Source organism: Ralstonia sp. RRA, from assembly GCF_037023145.1.
Taxonomy (GTDB): Bacteria; Pseudomonadota; Gammaproteobacteria; order Burkholderiales; family Burkholderiaceae; genus Ralstonia.
The window spans coordinates 339118-359795 of record NZ_CP146093.1 but is presented as its reverse complement, the minus strand read 5'-3'; the positions used below and the strand labels follow the sequence as shown (position 1 = coordinate 359795).

Genomic DNA, 20678 nt, shown 5'->3' with positions numbered 1-20678 from the left:
GGGTCCGCGCCGTCAACTCCATCTCCGTCAGGCGGACCGCGGTGCCATCTCGCCCGTCCGCTCCATGTCCTCGGCTTCGTCCTTGCGGTGCGCCAGGCGATAGAGGACCGGTAATACCAGCAGGGTCAGTGCCGTCGAAGACAGAATCCCCCCAATGACCACGGTGGCCAGCGGTCGTTGCACCTCGGCTCCCGTTCCAGTCGCAATGGCCATCGGGACGAAGCCAAGCGAGGCGACCAGCGCTGTCATCAACACGGGCCGCAAGCGCGTGAGGGCCCCGGTGCGGATCGCGGTATCAAGCGATTGGCCTTCTTCGCGCAACGATCGGATGAACGACAGCAACACCAGACCGTTGAGCACCGCGACACCGGAGAGCGCGATAAAGCCGACCGCTGCCGAAATGGAGAGCGGTATGCCTCGCAACCACAACGCGAGAATACCGCCGGTCAACGCAAACGGAATGCCGGTGAACACGAGAAGCCCGTCTTTCACGCTGTTGAACATCCCAAAGAGTAGGACGAACACGAGCAGCAACGCAACCGGCACGACGATCTGCAGCCGCGTCGTTGCGGACTGCAATTGCTCGAACGTACCGCCCCAGGTTATCCAGTACCCCGTGGGAATCTTGACTTGCCGCTCAATTGCGGCCTCGGCCTCCGGAACGAACGACCCAATGTCCCGGCCTCGCACATTGGCGCTGATGACGATGCGGCGCTTGCCATTCTCGCGCGACACCTGATTTGGCCCGGGGGCCAAGTCGAGCGAGGCCACTTCACTCAAGGGGATGTAGGTCGTCTTCGACTCGCCAGCAGCGCTTTTTGGTAGTGGCACCGGCAAGCGACGCAACGCCTCCAAGTCACCCCGCACGGTATCGGGCAGGCGCACCAGAATGTCGAACCGTCGGTCGCCCTGGAAGAATGTGCCTGCCTCCTTCCCGCCGATCGCAATCGCAACCGCATCCTGCACATCGCTCATGTTCAATCCATACCGGGCCGCCTTTTGACGATCGATGTTGACCGACAGCATGGGAAGCCCCGTGGTCTGTTCGATCTTGACTTCCGTAGCGCCCTGTATGCCTTGCAATACCGCCGCAACCTTGCCGGCGGTTTCATTGAGCACATCGTTGTCGTCGCCGAAAATCTTAATCGCCACATCGGAGCGAACGCCGGAGATCAACTCGTTGAAACGCAGCTGGATCGGCTGCGAGAACTCGTAGTTGTTGCCGGGAATCCTCTCAGCTTCCGCCTGAATCGCACTGAGCAGCTCCTCTTTTGTCTTCTTTGGCTTGGGCCACTGCGCCTGCGGTTTGAGCATGATGTAGCCGTCCGAGATGTTGGGCGGCATCGGGTCGGAGGCGATTTCCGCCGTCCCGGTACGGGCGAAGATGCGCTCGATCTCGGGGAACTTGGCCTTGAGCGTCGACTCGACTTGCTTTTGCATCTCCAGCGATTGAGACAGGCTCGTTCCGGGGATGCGCAGTGATTGGATAGCGATGTCGCCTTCGTTCAGATTCGGCACGAACTCGCTTCCTAACCGGGATGCCACGGCCAGGCAGAAGACGATCGCAATGCACGCAAAAGTCAGCACGATGGGCGTGTTGGCCAATGACGCGTCGAGCATCGGCTGATAGCGATGCCTGGCCCACTCCATCAGCCGGTTTTCCTTCTCCGCCACCTTGCGCCCGATGAACAGGGCGACCGCAGCCGGCACGAACGTCATGGACAACACCATGGCTGCAAGCAACGCCAATACCACCGTGAACGCCATGGGGTGGAACATCTTGCCCTCCACGCCAGTCAGGGCAAAGATCGGCAGGTACACGATCATGATGATGAACTGGCCGAAGAGCAGCGGTCGCCGCGCTTCCCGCGCTGCTGCGAACACCTCGTGGAAGCGCTCGCTGCGGGTCAGCTCTCGCTTGTGGTGCTCCTGGGCGTGCGCCAGGCGACGCACGCAGTTCTCGACGATCACCACGGCACCATCGATGATGATGCCGAAATCCAGCGCCCCCAGACTCATCAGGTTCGCACTGATCTTGTAGCTGACCATGCCGGTGAACGTGAACAGCATCGCCAGCGGGATAACCATCGCCGTGATGACAGCGGCGCGGATGTTGCCCAGGAACAGAAAAAGAATGGCGATAACGAGGATCGCGCCTTCGAGCAGATTCTTCTTGACCGTCGCGATCGCCTTGTCGACCAGCACGGTCCGATCGTACACAGTCACCGCCTTGACGCCGGCGGGCAGCGTACGATTGATCTCCGCCATTTTCTTGTCGACGGCCTGGGATACCGCCCGACTGTTCTCGCCGATCAGCATGAACACTGTACCCAGCACGACCTCCTTGCCGTTCTCCGTGGCGGCACCGGTGCGCAGCTCCCGTCCGATGTCAACATCGGCGACGTCGCGGATGCGAATGGGCTGCCCTTGCGCCGTGCCCACGATGACGTCGCGTATATCGTCGAGCGATTTGACCTGTCCAGGGGCGCGTACGAGGTACTGCTCGCCGCGGCGCTCGATGTAGCCGGCGCCGACATTGCTGTTGTTCTTGTCGAGTGCGCTCACCAGATCCGTGAGCGTCAGCCCGTAGGAAGCCAGCCGTTCCAGGCTGGGCGCAACCAAGTACTCCTTGGCGTAGCCGCCAATCGAATTGATTTCGGTCACACCGGTCACGTTGCGCAGTTGCGGCTTGACCACCCAATCCTGAATTTCCCGCAGGTCGGTGGGCGTGTAGGCTGCACCGTCGGGCTTGCGAGCGCCGTCTTCCGCTTCGACGGTCCACAGGTAGATTTCCCCCAGCCCCGTGGAGATTGGACCCATGGCGGGCGTGACCCCGCCGGGCAGCCGTTCCTTGGCCTCCTGGATCCGCTGGTTCACCAGTTGGCGGGCGAAGTAGATGTCCGTGCCGTCCTTGAAGATCACTGTCACCTGGGACAGGCCGTACCGGGACAGCGAGCGCGTTTGCTCGAGCCCCGGCAAGCCGGCCATCACGGTCTCGATGGGGTAGGTAATCCGCTGCTCGGTCTCCAGCGGAGAATACCCGGGCGCCGCGGTATTGATCTGCACCTGGACGTTGGTGATGTCAGGCACCGCGTCGATGGGAAGCTTCCCGTAGTTGTAGACGCCGAGCGCCGCCATCCCGAGCACGGCGAGGATGACGAGCCAACGTTGCTCAATGGCAAACCGGATGATGCGTTCGAACATGCCCGTCTCCGTGTCAGTGCTCATGCTCGGCGCTAGCCTTGCCGAGTTCGGCTTTGAGGACGAAGCTGTTCGCGGTGGCATAGCGCGCGCCGGCGCTCAGGCCTTCCGTGATCTCCACCACCTTGCCAGTGGAGCGCCCGGTCTTGACCGGCTGGGCGACGAAACCGCCCGGCACCGCAACGAACACTGCCGGCTTGCCATTGACCTCCTGGATCGCATCCGCCCTGACTGCAACAGGGACTTGAACGGCTGGCCCTAAAACCTGCACCGTCACGAACAGGCCTGGGCGCCAAGCAATGTCGGGGTTCGCCAGCGTGACGCGCGCCTTTGCCGTGCGCGTCTGCTCACCAAGCAGAGAGCCCACATAGGACACCGTGCCGGTCGCCTTGCTGTCGAAGGCAGTCGAACTGATCGTGACTTGCTGACCGACGCGAACATTGCCCAGATCCTTGGCCGCCATCACGAACTCGGCCCACACGGAGGACAGGTCAGAAATCGTGAAGACGTTCGCATCCTCCTTGACGGCTTCGCCGATTGCCAGATGCTTCTCCACCACCATGCCGTCGAATGGTGCACGCAGCTCGAATCGGTTCAGGGCCGTCGTGGCCGGTGCGGCCCCGATCGCAACCAGCTTTTGCTGCGCGTTCTGCACGGCGATTTGCGCCTCTTGCAGTGCAGTCTGGGCCTGCAGGTAGTCCTGCTCAGCGGAGATCTTCTCTTCCCACAGGCGCTTCTCGCGCGCGTAGGTCGTCTGAGCCAGGTTCAAGCGCTTCTGGGCGGCAAGCAGCTCGCTGCGTTGCTCGGACAGTGCAGTGCTCGCAATGACCGCCAGCACCTGTCCGCTCTTGACCTGCTCGCCTATATTGGCGGGGACACGCTCGACAACCCCCGCAAGGCGCGGTACCACATGCGCCGTACGGTCTTCATTGAAGCGGATTTCTCCCGGGAATTGCACGCCCGACTGGACGGCTGCAGCGCCTGCGACTTCCACACCCACGCCGGCTTTGGCGACCTGGTCGACGGTCAATTCGATCTTGCCCTCCTCCTTGGAGAAGGCGACCGTCATCGGTTTCTGAACGCCCGGCAACGTGACGGACGCGGTCGCGTCAAACACGTGGGGCTCGGCAATAGCGGCCTCGCTCTCCAGACTGTCCTTCCCAGCCATGAAGTTGATCGGCGTCGATTCGCCCGCCGCTCGCTTGATGGCACCAGTGGCCGAGATATTGGCAACCAAAGGCTTACCGTCTCGGACGACCCACAGCCTTAGCTTGGGCTCCCCACCGTCCTCGGCCATGCCGAACTCGACGGTAGCGTTGCCAGCAGCGTAGACATTGCCGCCGTGTGGACCCTTCTTCGGCGCGTCATGGTGCTCCTGGTCGCCATGTGCTGCCGTGTCTTCATGCTTGTCCTTCGACGGCTCGCCGTGGTGTTCGCGGTCCTGGTGACCGGCGGACTCTGCGTGTTCGGCCGCCTCGCGAGCGGACTCATTGCCCTCTGTCGAGGGCCCCAACAATAGAACGGTGCCGGTGGCGATCAGGCCAGCAGCCACTAGAGCTGCGATCGCAGTCTTCTGCTTATTCGTGATAGACATGGTTCGGATTCTGAGTTAGCGGCCTAACAGGCGGTCGATGGTCGTCACGGATTGATAGACCTTCGCCAACACGTCGAGATAACGGATACGTGCTTGGAACAACGTTCTTTGTGCGTCCAGCACATCCAGAAAATTGAACTTCCCGGCTTCGAAGCCCCGTGCCGCTGCGCTATAGGCTTGCTCGGCGGCCGGCAGGATCGTCTCTTTGAGCGTCTGCGCGGAGCGACGAGAGACCGTCAACTCGTTCGACGCTTGCTGCATCTCATTTGCCAGCCGGATGCGATTAGCCAGCACCTCGTCCTGCGCCTTGTCGGCACGCCGGATGGCCTCGTACAGGTTGCCTTGATTGCGATCGAACAAGGGCAGCGGAATCGATACGCCCAATACCGCCATATTGCGATTCGCGCTGTTGTCGCGCTTGGCCCCCACGCTGACGGTCACATCGGGGTATTGGCGGCTGCGCTCCACGCCCACCAGGGCTTGCCGGCGATCCAGCTCGACCTGGTCGGCCAATACGAGCGGCGAGTGGTCGAGCTCGGTCAGCAGCTCCGTGAGACCGGGCCGTGACGGCAGCGCGTCGAGGCTACCCTGCGCCGCGGAGAACTGCGGCGTGGCGTTGCCCCAGAGCGCTGCAAGCGAGGCCCGTGCGGAACGCAGTTCGGCGTTGGCGTTGTCGAGTTCGAGTTCGGCGTTGGCTTGCTCGACCTTTGCCTTGGTTTCTTCGACCGGCGAGATCTTGCCCGCTGCCACTCTGCGCGTTGCTGCCTGCGCGCCCTTGGCGGCCAAGTCCGCCGAGGCCTGCGCGAGCTTGACCCGTTCCTGGGCAACCAGCACTTCAAAGAAGCCGCGAATCACGTTGGATCGCAGTTCGGCCCGCGTTGTCGCCAGTTGCGCTTGCGCGAGTTCCCGGCCTTTTTCGGCCGCGACGATACGCGCCGAACGCTTGCCGCCCAGCTCCACAGGAATATTGAGCTGTCCGGTCGTCGTGCGCGACTCCGAGCGCGTGTCCTCCATGGTCGCGGCCACTTCGGGGTTGGGAATGGTGCGTGCCTGCATGACCGCACCTTCATTGGCATCGACTTCTTTCTGCGCAGCAGAAAGCGTGAAGTTACCTGCACTCGCCAATTCCATGGCGCGCTCAAGCGTCAAAGGACCAGGAGCCTCCAGTACTGTGCCGGAAGAAACAAGGGGTGCCGCGTTGGAATTCGCAGCAAAAGATGGGCTGATCACAACAGCCGCTAGCCCAAGCGGCAAAAATAGTCGTCGCATCGAATTGCACCAGGATACAAACCGTGGGAATTCGGCGAGACGCAGGCTCAGTGGGTCTCGCCGTCTATGTGAGACGGCGCCACTGGGGGCGATCCGGTGCGCGGGTGCTAGATGAGGTCAGTTTCAACGCATGTGAAACGGGCGGCGTCTGGGCGCGATCGACCGTGTCGAGGCGAAGCGGCTGACCGCAGGCCATCGCAGCGGAGACCAGATGACATACGCCGCAGTCCGTATCGATCACGGCCTTCTTGTCATGCCCCGCTTTTGTGCTGGATTGATGGTGGTGCTCGTGGTGGCCGAAATGCCACTTGGATTGGCTGGCCTCTTCATGCTGGCAATAGGCGGCCGCTACCGCCCAGTTGAACTGGAATGGCAGGATCAACAAAAGCAGGATCAAGCAGAACCGCCGCATGAATGGCTGAAGAAGTGTTGGCTGGCGCGCGCAAATGGCACCGCTTTACGAATTTGCGCGTCAGTTTACTCGAAGAGCGGGATACGGATGATGACAGGGCGAGGTCTAGCGGCGCGCGCGCCCAACACAAGACTGCATCCGGGAGCGAATCCGGCGGCTACGACCGAGACCAAAAGGCCTGCTTGTCGGAGAGAGCCGCGCAGTGCACGACGAGGTCGGCGCTACAGCGCGGTGCCGCATTCGGCACAAAATTTTGCGCCCGGCTGGGCCGCGCTCCCGCATTGGCCGCACACCACCCCAGCCAGTGACTTGCCGCACTGCGGACAAAACTGGGCGCGCTGAGATGCAATCGAGCCACACCCGAGACAAGTGGTGGGCCAAGGATTCGAGGGGATCCCCGCCTGGGCGCGGTCGTGAGCGTCACCATGGCGTCTGCCGTGGTGACCGCCGTTCGGGCGGTGGCCACCGTGGTGACCGCCGAACAATCGCTTGAGCAGACTCATGCGTTTACATCCGTAGTTTTGTAGCGCTTCAGTATGGAGGACCAGGGGCTGCCCTGCGGGACCCGCTGCGATTGGCGAGTCGCCGGCCTTTGAAAGCATCAGCGATCGTCAATTCCAATGACTGAGTTACAGCCCGTTGGTGTAGACGTCGCGTTGTGCAACGTTCGCGCCGCCGGTATAGACGTCCCGCTGCGTGACACTCTGGCCGTCGGTGTACGGATCACGCGACTGCGCACGGCCACCATCGGTGTACGGGTCGCGCGGGCCCTGGGCGCGAGCGTTCTCGAGAACCGAGTTCACCTGGGTGCCGATGCCGGCCGCAAACGAAGGCATCGTCGAAGCAAACAGCAGGATGCCGGCAACTGCAATCTTGGACGTGGTCTTCATGGCTTTGTTCTCCGTGTCAGTGGTCAACCACCGTGGTTGACCGTGTGAGCAGTCTACGGAGACGGCACCCGCACGCTCATGACGACCTTATTACAATCTTGTCATGTAGAGCGCCGAGCGGCGCTTGGCTCCGGTGTCCGTGCGCGCGAGTCGCATCGTCACGATTCATGGCGCCGCAGCGCGAGCTCGCGTAGCGCCTGCAGCGTCCTGTCGGTAGCAGTCGCTAGCCGCGCAAACTCCTCCAGGTTCGAGCGCAACAAGGCCTCATATTCTTCGGCGCTGCGAGGGGCAATCAATGTCACTTCTGTTTGCAAGGCGAGAGTATGCAGCGGAGTGCGCAAGTCGTGATTGAGATCGGTGTAAATCGAGCGCACAGCCGCCACGGTCTCTTCGTGCTTCGACGAAACGTCGCGCAAGGCATCGACCAACGGTTGAACTTCGGTCGGTATGCTTCCCGACAGCGAAAGATGAACAATCCCAAAGGCTGTCTGATCGCCCTTGGCTGCGAGGCACCGCATTGGCGACAGGCTGCGCGAGACCAGACGATGGGTGCACATACCCACAATCAGCGGCAGGATCAGCGCCCAGATGAGAGCCCAGGTGAGACTTGGGGTCGCTGCGATCTGTCCTGAGCCCGCAAAGACCGATTGGACGACTACTGCTGCCATCGTTCCCAACGTCGCAAGTGCACTTGTCCGCCACGCCAACGAGCGGGGACCGTGCATGATTTGATGGTTCTTGAAAGCTGACACGATAGTTCGGCATGGCGCCCTGAGTGCGATTCGAACGGTTGGAGCCACCGGTTGTCCGGAGGCTCCAGATTTCGGCACCAGCGTAGACCGGAAAGCATCGCCGCAACCAAAGATGACAGAAATGTCATCTTGGTATAAACGTTTTGCAATGGTGAACGTGCCTGGACGTGTGGTGGAGTACCGCAGGCTGGGGGCTGCGCACGTGAGTACTGCCTGTCACATCACTTGGACTCGATGTGAAGGTGCAAGAGCTTCTCGACGGGAACAGCCGCCACGATCCCGGCACCCGGCACCGTCGACTTTCCGACCTCGACGATGGCGTTGGTGATGGCCTCGACGTCGGCCTCGTCCGCGAAAATTTCAACCTTGGTATGCACGCTGGTCAGGTCGCTGGAAAAGAAATTCTTGTACTCGCCATACCCCTTGACCCTTGTGATCGTCAGGTCCGGGGCGTGGACGGTCGCAAGCTTCCTTTCTAGCTGCTCCAGCAGTTCGGTGGGAACAATGGCAATCACCCATTTGATGCTCATGACCGTCTCCTTGATACCCCGGCTGCTGCGCCAGTTTTCGTTACGCTCTCGATGTCTTCAAGTCCTGCACGTCCAGGAAGCCATCAGCGGCGCTATCACGCGTGCTGAACGTCGCGTGTCCTCGAGTCCTGTGAGCTTCCAGCTTCCAACGCAGTCGGCCCAACCCAACCAACGGTATGGCTAGTCTGTTGGCAGCACGTCCAACTGCCTGTCATGCAACGGTGCATCGCCAGCATGCCCAATCCCCCGAGGATCGCGATGGCGCCGACGACGGCCAGGACGATCCAGACCACCTTCCATGTCGATAGTTCGCCCATCACGCCACCTCCTGTCCTTGGCGTGCTCGTGGCGGTGCTCGCATCTGTGATACGTGCCTGCACCGCGCCACGATTCACTTTTCGATCCGAAACGGCTGCTTCCGCTCAGGCGTGTCGTCGGTTGTCGAACGCCGCTGGTCGTCTTGACCTTGCATGCCTTTCATCATCAGCCACATCGATAGCGGGCAGACCAGAATCAACAGGTAGGGGCCAATGCCCAGCACGAAGGCACGAACTGACGGGAAAACGGTATAGGCGATCGCCAGGATCGCCACCAGGGCAGCGCCCACAGCGGCCATGGTTCTCGTATTGCATTTCATAGCGGTACTCCTGTGGTACTCGGTGGTTCTCGATACGGCCGGCCACCGTCATTTCGACGAGGGTGTCTGGATATTGTCCGCGTACTTGCGCAGAATTTCTCCCATCGCCTGCATCATCTCGCCGTGCATCTGCATCGAGAGCTTCTCGTTGCCGGGCGGCAGTTGCCCCATCATCGGACAACCGCCCATCATGCCGCTGTCCATCATGTGGCTCATCATCATGGAATGCATGGGGTCTGGTGACCCCGATTTGGTGCCGTCGGCGCCACGGCTAGGGCTGGCTGCCACGCTCCAGCCACCGGCCCCAAGTAGGGCAAGCACAAGCGTTGCGGCCACGTGTGATCTCGTCTTCATGTCGATCTCCATATTCGATTGAGCTTGAAGCTGTTCGCCGCCGATGCCATGTGCCGCAAGATCAAGCGGCTTAACTCCAGGAGCCGGTGGCGTCGATATGGGCGGCCCGGCCATCAGGCCGAAGCGCACGCGCTCATTTCGCCTCGGGAGCGCCCTTCGGGCTGACGCCGTCCATCGGACGGGCATCCGTCGATTTCATCATTTCAGCGCACTGCTTCTGCATCGCCTCTTTGCTCGACGCGGTGCCGGAAACGGCGGCAGAATGCTTTGCAGCCGCGCGTGCACTGTTGATGGCGTCCCAGTTGGGACCCGCGAAGGCGGCGCTAGCGGCGACACCGAACAAAAGAGATGCGGCGATTCTGAGAACGGAATGCATGATGGTCTTCCCCACACAAGGTTTCCTTCGGGCCCGATCCAGACGGGAATCCGCAGACATCCCGCCGGGAGGCGGCTGAAATCAAGGCTCGCGGCAATGGGTCGCCGCGTGTGGGGAGGATCAGATTCGCAAGCGCGCTGTTGCGAGGTAGATGGGCCCAGGTACTGCAGTGGGCCGATAGGCCTTCGGGTAAGCCGGTCCGGCGTATGGAGTCGGAAAACAGACAAACACCTGAGCGCTAAGTCGTTGTTTCCCAATCACTTCCTTCCCTGTGGTGAGCAGCGAAGAACTTGATTATAGCCTTGTTTTTTGCCCTCGACAACAAAGTTCGTCCAAAGACTTCCATCAAGGTCCAGGAGCAGCTACCCGTCGCTCCGTGCGTACAACATGGCGGACTCGGCCCGGCTACACCATGGATATCACCACGCAGGCATCCAGCAGCACCTGGACAATGGAGGTATCAAAGTCTTGGCGATCTGCCTGACATCCGAAGAGGCTGGCTTCATTGATGGCTAGGAGCTGGCAGAAGCCCTCTACGCAGAGTTCAGTCGGCCTGCAGGCTCCAGGACTTCCCCCCCCTTGATCGAGCAGTGACTATGACCAATCAGCAAGTACCCCAGACAGCAGGGGTCTGGATCTTCAAAGAGCAAGACGCTGAAGGCGTGCCCACGGGCCGAACGGCCTCATTTGACGGCGTGGATCTACAGCCGCTGCGGTACTCGGACCTTGACGGGATGAAGCTCAATGGCCCTGTCAACATTCCACTGAACTGGTCCCATGCACGCATCGTCGAGAGCAGCATTCCGGAACTGTCGGTAGAGGCAGCCGCAAATCTTCGCACAACGCTGGAGAGCCAATACTCGAACAAGGCCATCGGCCTCGTTCGCGGCGGCTGGCTGCCATCCGGCCTGGCTTTGCGGTCGAACATGCTTGTCATGCCCGATCGCTGCACCATCAGCGAGCTTGCGTCACGCTACAAAGATGGACGGAAGGTCCGCGGCGGGGACGATTTTCTCGACCTCTTCCAAGACAAGCCCGTGCGGATCAATCCCGGCCTGTTCGCTCTGGAAGGCAACAAGCGGCAGATTCCCACGCCGCAAGAGGTCGAGGACCAATGGGCTGAAGCCTGCAGAAAAATCCGCTCGGCGCTTCCGCAAGCCCAACTCACCCCCGACTCGGCAGTCGCTGGCTTGACCGGACTCCTGGAGGAAATGCGCGAGAGCATGGAGCGCAAAGTCCAATTCTTGTGTCAGGTGGCCCCTGCACTGCAGTCGCCCATCAGCGCAGCCCGACGCCCCGAGATGTGGAACCAGGTTCTTGAAGCTGCCCAGCGCTGCGGCTTGCAGCGAAATACGCTGGCGGTGCTTGCTGCCCTGAGCATTGTCTGCGTTGAAAACGGCGCAGGCCCCGCCAAGCGTCTGGTCAAGCCTTCCGCACAGTATTCCGAACAGGACGCCTACAACGCGCTGGCCGATCTGAGGGCGCTGGAGCTGCTGATCAATTTCTTTGCTCTATTTCCGCAAGAGCAGATCATGCTGTGTACAGGGGACAAGAACCTCGCTTTGTTCTGGGCAGGAATGCGTGCTTCAGGGTTCGCTCTGCATGGCCCAGCTCCCGTCTCCTATACCTACAAACTTTCTCCCGTCGAAGCGCTCCTGCCTCACGTCACTGCCGATCTGCTAGACGCCTACTTGCAGGCATAGGCTGAGGATGCGAACCGCATCATCGACTCTATCAAGGAAAACGGCTAGCAGGTATCGGGCAAGCTGAGAAAGACCTACTCTCAGCTTAGCGCGGCCCAACGGGCAGAACATGTTGTGCAGGCCGTGCGCTCCACATTCGAAGAATAAGAAGCAGGGAACAGCGACGAATGACGGCCGGCGCGGTAATGCTTTATCGATATATCAGGATGTCGAAACAAGCATGACGTGTGCCGCTTCTTCTCCATTCAGATCGACGTTGATCCGTAAAAAGCTGGACCATGCGTCTTCTGAAACCGCCTGGATATCAGACCATATCGAATCAGTCTTGATGGGCTTGCCCGCCCCCGTGACGCTGGCACCGTGAGCGCCAATCGAGCGGGCTTCTTCCTCGTGGCTCGATGCGCCGGCAACCGGTCAATTCTTGCACAACAGACAAGAGAGGACCACCTGTGGCGAACGCCATGATCGCCTCCCCCATGTTCCTGAGAGTCGTCTCAGGCATGCGCCACAGGCCAATCAATACAATAGCCCTTGATGGGGCAGAAAAGGAGCCGGTGATGTAGCGCTTCCGAAAGGAGACGAGACCATGCACAAGGAACCTCCATTATCAAAGGTGTTCTATCGCCCCATCGAAGCTGCCATACGGTGGGCCGGGCTGTTGCGGTTCAAGACGATGATCCTCGCATCGATCACATCGCCGCTGCGCCTGCCACAGACACTGGACTGCCCGCGATGGAATGAGTGTCGGCTGTATTCGGAACGCATCTACGACGGCATCCTCCACGCTGAGCTTCCTTACGGCAAGAACGGGATCACGCTCAACGACCCAGCGCTGGTGAGTTCGCCGGACCTGACCATCCGCCATGTCGATCTCAAGCGCTGGATGCGCGCCCACTATCCTGAGCATCGCCCCGCCTTTCTCTTCAGCCGTGGCGAGCGCATGGCCCACCCGTTCATCTCCATACAAACAGGAGAGGCGCTCCTCTTGGAGCGAATGGCTCTCAAAGCAGCGTTGGACCATACCCAGCATCAGATGCACGAACTGCGAGAGCAGCACGAAACCCTGCTGAAGCAATCAACCGTGCTGCTGGCTTCCAATCAGCGCGCAATCAGCCACCGGGCAGAGACCACGTACCTGAACATCATCGGCGCGATGCTGGCGCTGATGCTCGGCCAGTCTCCTGCGGGTGTGCCTTACTCCAGATTCAGAACGCAGGAGGCCATCGTCTCTGCAATGCTTGCCAACTGCGGTGGCGCCGTGGGCATCACGGAGCGAACCTTGAATGGCAAGTTCGCCAACGCTAGGAAGAACGTCCGTAGCGCATCCGAGTGAAATCTTCCAGCTTGTATGTGCAATCCAGGAGATTGCATATGCAATGTCTTTTGGCATCCATGTCTATTGAATAGAGATCACGCCAACAAACGCCACTGAGCGTTCAGGAGTGACCGCCATGTCGCAATCCCCCGTACTGCCGCCGAGCGAGCGTCGCATTCTGCGCCTGGATGAAGTCGAAGCGAAGTCCGGCTTCAAGCGCGCCCACATCTACAACCTGATGAAAAAGCGCCAGTTCCCGCAGGCGCTTCGCCTGGGCGTGCGCGCCGTGGGCTGGGACTCTATCGAGATCGACCAGTGGATCGCCGAGCGCGTCAACAGCCGGACCTGATCCGTTCTCGCGCGGATTTCCCATCCTCACACGGAGAGCGCCATGCAGGTCGTATCCATCATTTCAACGAAAGGCGGCGTCGGCAAGACGACCACGGCCGCCAACCTGGGCGGGCTCGCCGCGGACGCGGGGCTGCGCGTGTTGCTGCTCGATCTCGACGTGCAGCCCACCTTGTCCTCGTACTACGAGCTGACCCACCGCGCGCCTGGTGGCATCTACGAGTTGCTGGCCTTCAACGAGCGCGACCTCGGCCAGCTCGTGTCCCGCACCATCGTGGCGGGCCTAGACCTGGTGATCTCCAACGACCACCGGGGCGAGTTGAACACCATGCTGCTACACGCACCGGATGGACGCCTGCGGCTGCGGCATCTGCTGCCGGTGCTGGCTCCGCTCTATGACCTGGTGCTGATCGACACCCAGGGCGCGCGCTCGGTGCTGCTGGAGATGGCGGTGCTGGCTTCCGGCCTCGCGCTGTCGCCCGTGACGCCTGAGATCCTTGCGGCCCGAGAGCTTCGGCGCGGCACCATGCAGTTACTCGAAGACATTGCGCCGTACCGGCACCTGGGCATCGAGCCGCCGCCGCTGCACCTGCTCATCAACCGTGTCCATCCAGTGTCCGCGAACGCCCGGCTGATCCAGCAAGCCCTGCGCGATCTGTTCCAGGACCACGCCGGCATCCGCGTGCTGGCCACCGACGTGCCGGCCATCGAGGCCTACCCGCGCGCCGCGACGCGCGGCATGCCGGTGCATCGGGTCGAACACCGCCAGCCGCCGGGCAGAGTCGCCTCTGCCGCGCTCGACACCATGCGCGGCCTCGCGGGCGAACTGTTCCCGCAGTGGCACCACCGATTTGCCGCGGTGTCGGGCCGTCCGCCCCACCCAATTGGGCCACTCCCTCTTGATACTGGGAGGCCCCATGGCGAACGCACATGAACTGGCCCGGGGCCACAAGCGGCTGCGCGCCCTGATCGAGTTCGCCGTGGGCGAAGGCTGGCACGTCAAGCGTACGCCGGGCGGACACCTCAAATTCACCAAGGCCGGCTGCGCTGCGATTTACACCAGCTCGACAGCCAGCGACCACCGGGCGGCGCTGAACGCCCGTGCCCAAATCCGCCGTGCAGAACGCGAAGCCATGGCATCCAACGCCTGCGGAGGCCGCCATGGCTGACATGACCTCCCAGGACATGGCCGGCAAGCTGCTCGCTGCCGGGTTCGAGCGCAGCGGCCCCACTGCCACTGCCTTGAGCGATCCAATCGCCGACACACCGATGGTCGTGACGCTGGACCAGCTGCGCCCCTACGACCACGACCCACGCAAGAAGCGCAACCCGGCTTACGACGAGATCAAGGCATCCATCCGCGAACGTGGCCTGGATGCGGCACCGGCCATCACCCGCCGTCCCGGCGAGGACTACTACATCATCCGCAACGGCGGCAACACGCGGCTAGCGATCCTGCGCGAACTGTGGTCGGAGACCAAGGACGAGCAGTTCTTTCGCATAGCGTGCCTGTTCCGGCCGTGGCCCCGCCGCGGTGAAGTGGTCATGCTGACCGGCCACCTGGCCGAGAACGAACTGCGCGGCGGCCTCACCTTCATCGAGCGCGCCCTCGGCGTCGAGAAGGCGCGCGAGTTCTACGAGCAGGAAAGCAGCACCGCCTTGAGCCAGTCCGAACTGGCCCGCCGCCTCGCGGCCGATGGCTTCCCCGTTCAGCAGTCGCACATCAGCCGCATGAATGACGCGGTGCGCTACCTACTGCCCGCGATCCCCACCTTGCTCTATGGGGGCCTCGGCCGCCACCAGGTGGAGCGCCTGTCGGTCACGCGCAAAGCCTGCATGTTCGCCTGGGAGCGCTACGCCAAGGGCCGCACCCTGGTACAGGACTTCGACGACTTCTTTCAGGAGGTGCTGTCGCAGTTCGACACGCAGGCCGACGAGTTCGCTCCGCAGCGCGTGCAGGATGAGCTGATCGGCCAGATGTCCGAACTGCTGAGCATCGACTATGACGTACTGGCCCTCGATCTCACCGAATCGGAGAGTCGCCATCGCGCCCTGGTCAGCGATCCCACCCCGCCATCGGCGCCGCCTGCACTGCCCGAGCCTGAAACCATTGCACGTCCCCCAACCGCACCGACGCCATCCACCGCGGCGCCAGCGACTGCCGTCCAGCCACGCGAGGACGATTCGGATTCGGGCGAGTCGTCTGCAGGAAGCCCGGCATTTGGTGATCGACTGCAAGGGCACGTCGTGTCGCCGGCGCCAACGACCGAGCGGCTCCAGTCCATTCAGCGGATGGTCGCCGATGAGCTGGGGGATGCGCTGCCTGATTTCTCGGCGAATGTCTTGCAGTCCATCCCCGTCCAGGCGGGCGGGCTCTATCCGATTTCCGACATCTGGCATATCGACCCTGGCCTCGACACGCCCGACCGTCTGCGCATCCACATCGCCCAGTTCGCGCGCGAGATCGCGGGCGAGGCCGGTGTGGGCGACTGCATCGAGGACCGCACCGACGGCGTGGGCTTCGTATGCCATGCCCAAGACCGGACGCCATCGCCGCAGGGCCGCGCGGTGTTTGCGCTGCTGGCGTGTCTGGCCGGCGAGGTCTTCCCCGAGGCAGGTGTGGACGGCGGGCAGTTGGCCGCCGAGCTGCCGGCGCTGCTCCATGGCCAGGGCAATCCGGCTCAGCGCCTGAGCGATACCGCACTGGTCAAGCTGTTCCGATTGCTCCGCCTGGCGCGGCGCCTGCTGGATCTGGAATCCGGCGCCGCAGCCCCAGGGACGTGAGCGAAGGAGACCCGCATGTCCGCACCCCACCCGCTCAATCAAGCCGTGATCGCCCAGGCGCTCTATGACCTGCGCAACGGGCAACTGCGCCGCTGCAAGGCCATGGGCTTCAGCGAGACCGAACTGGATGCGCTCAAGCACCCCGCCATGGTGAGCGTGCTGGCCAACGCCAATGTCTCGTGGTGCTCCGTCACGGTAAATGGTGAGGTGCTGCGGCGTTTGCTGGCGCAGGCCCAGGATGTGGAAAAAGAGATCGCCACCGTCGATCGCATGCTGCGCCTGGGCGCCAGCACCGAGATGGTCAGCCGCTTCTACGGCCTGACCCACCAGGAAGTCGCCCTGCGCCGTGAGGTGCTGGGCCTGCCCAAGCGCAAGGGTCGCCATCCCGTTCTGGACGAAACCCAGGACACGGAGCTGTGGCGGCGCTGGAAAGCCATCACCAGCAGCAAAAACGTCGATCTGGAGGATGAGACCTCAATCCTCGACGCGACCATGGATCTTGCCGAAGGCATGGATTTGCCACTGTCGGTGGTCTGGGCCGCGATCAATTCGTGGGTCGATCAAGGATTGGCCTGAGCCATGGCCATGGACGACACCGCACCACGCCGTGGCCCCGTCGCACTCGCGGACCTGTTCGACGCGGCGCTGAAAGACCTTGCGCCCAGGCCCAGCCCGCCCACGCCCACCCCCACGCGCATGCCTATACCTGCGCCGTCACCTGCAACGCCAGCAGCGTCCGGCGATGCGTTCCTCTTCAGTGGCAACCGGCATGAGACCGTGCCGCGGCGACTGTTCCTCGATCGCCGGCTGACGCCGCTGGAGCGCAACGCCTGGCAGGTGTTCCGGCTAATGCTCAACGACGACGGCGTGACGGCATTCCCGACCTATGAGCAGTTACGGCCCTGGCTAGCCTCGATGCCCTGCGCCGGCCAAGCCTCGCATGAAACCGTGGCCCGGGCGCTGACGCTACTGCGCCTGACCCGCTGGCTGAGCCTGGTACGGCGCCGCCGCGACGCCAAGACCGGCCGCATCCTCGGCAACCTCTATGTCTTGCACGACGAGCCGCTGACGCCCTTTGAAGCGATGCAGCTCGACCCGGACTACCTGCAGCTCGTCAGCCAGGCGCTGGGCCATTCCGCCAAGGCCGTGCAGGTCGTGGGCTTGCACACCCTCCGGGAAATTGGTGAAGACCCCTTGCTGGCCGGGCGCACCCTGCCGTCCAGGCTGCAAGTCCTGGCCGAACGCCTTGCCAGCCGGGGCATCGGGGCGCCCGAAAGTTATTCACAGGAGGGTGCCACTCACGATTCCGAAGATGGTGATTCAAGCTTTCTTCGGAATCGTGATGACCCCACTTCGGATTCCGAAGCAGGGTCGAAACCCGCGCCAGACGGCTCTCTTCGGAATCCGAAACAGGCCCGTACAGTACGTAGTAGTCGTATGAATGAAGTACGTACTACCGCGCAGGCGCGCGCGCTGGGCGATCTGCAATGGCCCAAGCGGTTCACGGATCTGAAGTCAGAGCAACAGACAGGTGCCAAGGTGGCGTTGCAGCAGGTCGATGCTTCGCTGAGGCAGGCCGTGTTGGACGAATGGGCCGCACGGTGCGCCAACCACGGCATTCGCAATCCAGCGGGATACCTGTTCGGCATCATCCAGCGGGCCATTCGTGGCGAATTCAATGCATGGGCCAAGTCCGACCCTGCGTCGGCGCTGAAGCCCGCAACCAGTGCGGGGCCATCAAGGCCGCCGGCCCCACCCACGCCACCACCGGGTAAACCAGTGCCGCCCGAGGTTGCCCGCCAGCACATTGCCAGACTGCGCGAGTTGTTTCGCAAGCCATAGAACAGAGATTATCCCCAGGGGATAGCGCCAAGGAAGGCCAGCAACGTCTGCAACAATGCTATTTCAATAGGCTGAAAGCTGTGAAACGCAGCCCATAGCTATGTCGCAAATCCGTATTGCGAGCATCAAGAGGGGAGGAAAAATCGTGGTGGATTTGCTGCCGGTATTCATCAAGGCGTCCAAGACGATCCAGCAACTGATGAAGCAGTGGTTCTCTGGCTATCCCGCCGGGATGCCGTGGACCATCGTTTCGGACTATTGCATCGGAGATGAAGGCAAGAAGAACGACGTCTTCTCCTTCGTGGTCATCGCCAATCACGACACTACGGACAACATCTCTGCATACCTCTCGGCTGCAGCCCCCAATGACATCAAGAATGTCAGGCAGATTCCACTAGGACTGAAGCAGTATCTGACCTGCCCGAAGCCGATCACGTTCAGCGTGTCCTTCGTCATTGACCGAGATGCAGCTCTTTTGCGCGACTACCTAAAGGTAGAGCACATGGCCAGCTTTATTCCGGACGCCTGCGAGTTGATCGAGACCTTCCGGAGAAACTCGCCTCCCAGCGCATCCTTGGACCCGGCTTACTTCGATGAAGTCCTGCAGCGGCTCCGAACCTTTGAGAAGGATCTGGCCCGCAAGCAGGTGAATGCCAAGCTGTCTCGACAGATTCATCTGGCATCTGGATTCGCGGCAACGATGTTCTATCTCGTGACGCAGGCCACGGGTGCTGGCTACCTTCGCTGGATCTCCGACAGGGATAAATTGATAGAGCACAACGAGACCGTGGTCTACGACCTGGCTTACCTCTACTTCATGCTCATGTCGTCGAGCCTGCCCGACCTGGAGCACACGGCCGAGGGACTCCTGATACTCGATTTGCCCAAAACCATGTTCGAGCTTCCGAATCCAACGGGAAAGCACAGGTTTGATCCGTTGATCCGCTTGCCGGACTACCTGGCCGGGGCTTTGGCCGATATCGGTTCGGACATGTCCTACTCGAAGGAAAAATTCGGCGAGATGCTTCACGACGTTTTCATCAACTCGTCGAACAACTGGGTCATACAGCTCAGCTCCGACGGCGAAAAGATCACGGCTCGTTCTGTGCGGTTCCGCGCTTGACGCAAGCCTTGTAGGCCTTCATAGCGCTCAGTGGAGCTATCCCCAGGGGATAGACATGCAACTGCATGTAAGTGAGCCGAATCCCCTGGCGCTTCGCGAACTGCTCATCGCTACGACAACCGGGGACTGGTTGATTTCGGTTTGTTGACTGACTGCCTTCCGCTGCGTGCCGATCCTGACGGCTCTTTTCCCACAGCGAGCGGACACCATGGCAACTACCAACGACCCCCTGCAACTGAATCTCGGCTCCTTGCGCAGCGCGATGTCGCTGACGCTGCATACCCACCACGCTTCCCGCATCTGGCACGGACGTGCCGCCGCCGAAGGGCGACCGGGCATCGTCGGCCTGAACGGCTACATCTCTGTGATGAACAAGATGAAGCGCGGCTCGGAGCAGGACGACCCGTATTCGGACTGGTGGATGCTGCGCATCGAAGACAAGCTCGACCAGACCAGGACCACACTGCAATCGCTGCGCGAGCAGGTGGACCAGGCACTGGCCGGTGTGCCCGCCGCTCTCAGCTTGGGCGAGAACCTGAACGTGCAGCCCGTCAAGCTGCCGCTGTTCGTCAATGCCCAACTCGGCTTTGCCGCCGTGTATTTGCTGGCCGACTACGACGACATCGCCCGCAAGCTGATCCTCGCGCACCACACCGCCCTCATCGACCGCAGCACACTGGAGCGCTGGCTCAACGAGGGCGCGCACGCACTTCGCAGCCTGTTCTCACTGGCCCAGCAGTACCGATACTCGGGCTGCACTCGCGACGACTTCGCCTCGAAGAACGCTGCTGCGCGGGCGGCGCTGGAGAAGTTCGGCGAACTGCCACAGCAAGTCGTGGAAGGCACGCGCCGCTCGAAGTTCGCGCCGCCCATCATGCGCCGTGGCCTGCAGCAGCGTGGCGATGATCCTGCCACAGCGGCTCCTTCCAGCATCCCCAGCGACGAGAACATCGTTGCCGGGACACCGGAGTCCGAAGCACCTGAAGGCGCCGGAGACGAGGACGCGCAGGCATGAGCGATCTGAATCAGGACACCCGCTACTTCCGCGCTCTGGAACAGGCAGCCTTCATGCGGCTGGAACACGCGGCCTCTCTAAAAGGCCTTTTAAAGCCTTTTAAAGGTAAGGGGCCTCTGGAGGATTGGGCCAGCCAGTGCTTCGCCATGCGCGACGAATTCATCGCCTTGTCGCAGCGGCAGGTGTTGTCCCAGGCGAACGGGCACCCCTTCCACCTGTTGCCCATCGAGCTGGCCCAGCAGACCACTGGCGCAGGCACCGCCTTTCTTCGCTGGCGCAGACACGACCGCTCGGCCATGGGCGTGGCGCTGTGGCAGGAGCTGATGGCGAGCACCAGCATGCCGGTCAACCTGCTGGCCGACCTGCACGCGATCGAGCTGCAGCGCATCACGCTGAACATGCAGATCAGCCTGTTGCACACCTTGGGCAGGCAGGCACAGGAATGCGCCAGCAAGGCTGCGGAGGCGGAAGAGGTCTACCTACGCAGGCTCAAGTCCATCCCAACCGCAATGCGCGATCGGTGATCGCGTCGG

Annotated in this window: 22 protein-coding genes; 11 read left to right on the top strand and 11 right to left on the bottom strand. The window is 61.9% G+C overall.

Annotation, left to right across the window (positions count from 1 at the left end):
• Positions 1–27: 27 nt before the first annotated feature.
• The 11 genes from V6657_RS28750 to V6657_RS28700 all read right to left on the bottom strand — a co-directional run bounded on the left by V6657_RS28750 (position 28) and on the right by V6657_RS28700 (position 10030).
• Positions 28–3204 carry a CusA/CzcA family heavy metal efflux RND transporter gene (locus V6657_RS28750; RefSeq protein ID WP_024979377.1) on the bottom strand — a complete coding sequence of 1059 codons (3177 nt, stop codon included), beginning with the start codon at positions 3202–3204 and terminating at the stop codon, positions 28–30.
• 13 nt (positions 3205–3217) lie between these two features.
• The gene (locus tag V6657_RS28745) at positions 3218–4795 is read right to left on the bottom strand and encodes an efflux RND transporter periplasmic adaptor subunit (protein ID WP_024979376.1); all 1578 of its coding nucleotides are present in this window, start codon (positions 4793–4795) and stop codon (positions 3218–3220) included.
• 15 nt (positions 4796–4810) lie between these two features.
• Positions 4811–6064, bottom strand: coding sequence for a TolC family protein (locus V6657_RS28740; protein WP_024979375.1), 1254 nt, complete (start codon positions 6062–6064; stop codon positions 4811–4813).
• A gap of 64 nt (positions 6065–6128) precedes the next feature.
• Positions 6129–6461 carry a cation efflux protein, CzcI family gene (gene czcI / locus V6657_RS28735; RefSeq protein WP_223293269.1) on the bottom strand — a complete coding sequence of 111 codons (333 nt, stop codon included), beginning with the start codon at positions 6459–6461 and terminating at the stop codon, positions 6129–6131.
• Positions 6462–6697: 236 nt separating this feature from the next.
• Entirely contained in the window at positions 6698–6979 is a 282-nt protein-coding gene (locus tag V6657_RS28730) for a zinc ribbon domain-containing protein (protein WP_080693739.1), read from the bottom strand.
• Between the two features lie 126 nt (positions 6980–7105).
• The gene (locus V6657_RS28725) at positions 7106–7366 is read right to left on the bottom strand and encodes a hypothetical protein (RefSeq protein WP_009240713.1); all 261 of its coding nucleotides are present in this window, start codon (positions 7364–7366) and stop codon (positions 7106–7108) included.
• Between the two features lie 158 nt (positions 7367–7524).
• Positions 7525–8118, bottom strand: a complete 594-nt coding sequence (locus V6657_RS28720) for a histidine kinase (RefSeq protein ID WP_139181143.1) — start codon at positions 8116–8118, stop codon at positions 7525–7527.
• 221 nt (positions 8119–8339) lie between these two features.
• Complete coding sequence (locus tag V6657_RS28715; RefSeq protein ID WP_009240715.1) at positions 8340–8648, bottom strand: P-II family nitrogen regulator; 309 nt, start codon at positions 8646–8648, stop codon at positions 8340–8342.
• Between the two features lie 391 nt (positions 8649–9039).
• Complete coding sequence (locus V6657_RS28710) at positions 9040–9285, bottom strand: DUF2933 domain-containing protein (protein ID WP_024979374.1); 246 nt, start codon at positions 9283–9285, stop codon at positions 9040–9042.
• Positions 9286–9333: 48 nt separating this feature from the next.
• Entirely contained in the window at positions 9334–9768 is a 435-nt protein-coding gene (locus tag V6657_RS28705; protein WP_231973573.1) for a hypothetical protein, read from the bottom strand.
• A gap of 4 nt (positions 9769–9772) precedes the next feature.
• Positions 9773–10030, bottom strand: coding sequence for a hypothetical protein (locus tag V6657_RS28700; RefSeq protein WP_024979372.1), 258 nt, complete (start codon positions 10028–10030; stop codon positions 9773–9775).
• Between the two features lie 581 nt (positions 10031–10611).
• Here V6657_RS28700 and V6657_RS28695 point away from each other — a divergent pair.
• From V6657_RS28695 to V6657_RS28645, 11 genes are all read left to right on the top strand, one after another.
• Entirely contained in the window at positions 10612–11718 is a 1107-nt protein-coding gene (locus V6657_RS28695) for a hypothetical protein (RefSeq protein ID WP_048935056.1), read from the top strand.
• A gap of 586 nt (positions 11719–12304) precedes the next feature.
• A complete protein-coding gene (locus tag V6657_RS28690; RefSeq protein WP_039016644.1) occupies positions 12305–13051 on the top strand; it encodes a hypothetical protein in 747 nt (248 codons plus the stop codon).
• Positions 13052–13169: 118 nt separating this feature from the next.
• Positions 13170–13382, top strand: a complete 213-nt coding sequence (locus V6657_RS28685; RefSeq protein ID WP_039016643.1) for an AlpA family transcriptional regulator — start codon at positions 13170–13172, stop codon at positions 13380–13382.
• A gap of 42 nt (positions 13383–13424) precedes the next feature.
• On the top strand, positions 13425–14315 hold the full coding sequence (locus V6657_RS28680; protein WP_039016642.1) for a ParA family protein: 891 nt from the start codon (positions 13425–13427) through the stop codon (positions 14313–14315).
• Positions 14299–14550, top strand: coding sequence for a hypothetical protein (locus V6657_RS28675; RefSeq protein ID WP_039016641.1), 252 nt, complete (start codon positions 14299–14301; stop codon positions 14548–14550). The genes V6657_RS28680 and V6657_RS28675 overlap by 17 nt, the downstream gene beginning before the upstream one ends.
• Positions 14543–16165, top strand: a complete 1623-nt coding sequence (locus V6657_RS28670) for a ParB family protein (RefSeq protein WP_039016640.1) — start codon at positions 14543–14545, stop codon at positions 16163–16165. Before V6657_RS28675 ends, V6657_RS28670 begins: the two co-directional genes overlap by 8 nt.
• Before the next feature lie 15 nt (positions 16166–16180).
• Positions 16181–16741, top strand: coding sequence for a DUF2857 domain-containing protein (locus V6657_RS28665; RefSeq protein WP_039016639.1), 561 nt, complete (start codon positions 16181–16183; stop codon positions 16739–16741).
• 3 nt (positions 16742–16744) lie between these two features.
• Positions 16745–18007, top strand: coding sequence for an STY4528 family pathogenicity island replication protein (locus tag V6657_RS28660; RefSeq protein ID WP_039016638.1), 1263 nt, complete (start codon positions 16745–16747; stop codon positions 18005–18007).
• A 100-nt stretch (positions 18008–18107) separates the two neighbouring features.
• A complete protein-coding gene (locus tag V6657_RS28655) occupies positions 18108–19130 on the top strand; it encodes a hypothetical protein (protein WP_039016637.1) in 1023 nt (340 codons plus the stop codon).
• A 208-nt stretch (positions 19131–19338) separates the two neighbouring features.
• Complete coding sequence (locus V6657_RS28650; protein ID WP_039016636.1) at positions 19339–20145, top strand: TIGR03761 family integrating conjugative element protein; 807 nt, start codon at positions 19339–19341, stop codon at positions 20143–20145.
• Positions 20142–20669 carry a DUF3158 family protein gene (locus tag V6657_RS28645; protein WP_039016635.1) on the top strand — a complete coding sequence of 176 codons (528 nt, stop codon included), beginning with the start codon at positions 20142–20144 and terminating at the stop codon, positions 20667–20669. Before V6657_RS28650 ends, V6657_RS28645 begins: the two co-directional genes overlap by 4 nt.
• The last annotated feature ends 9 nt before the right edge of the window (positions 20670–20678 follow it).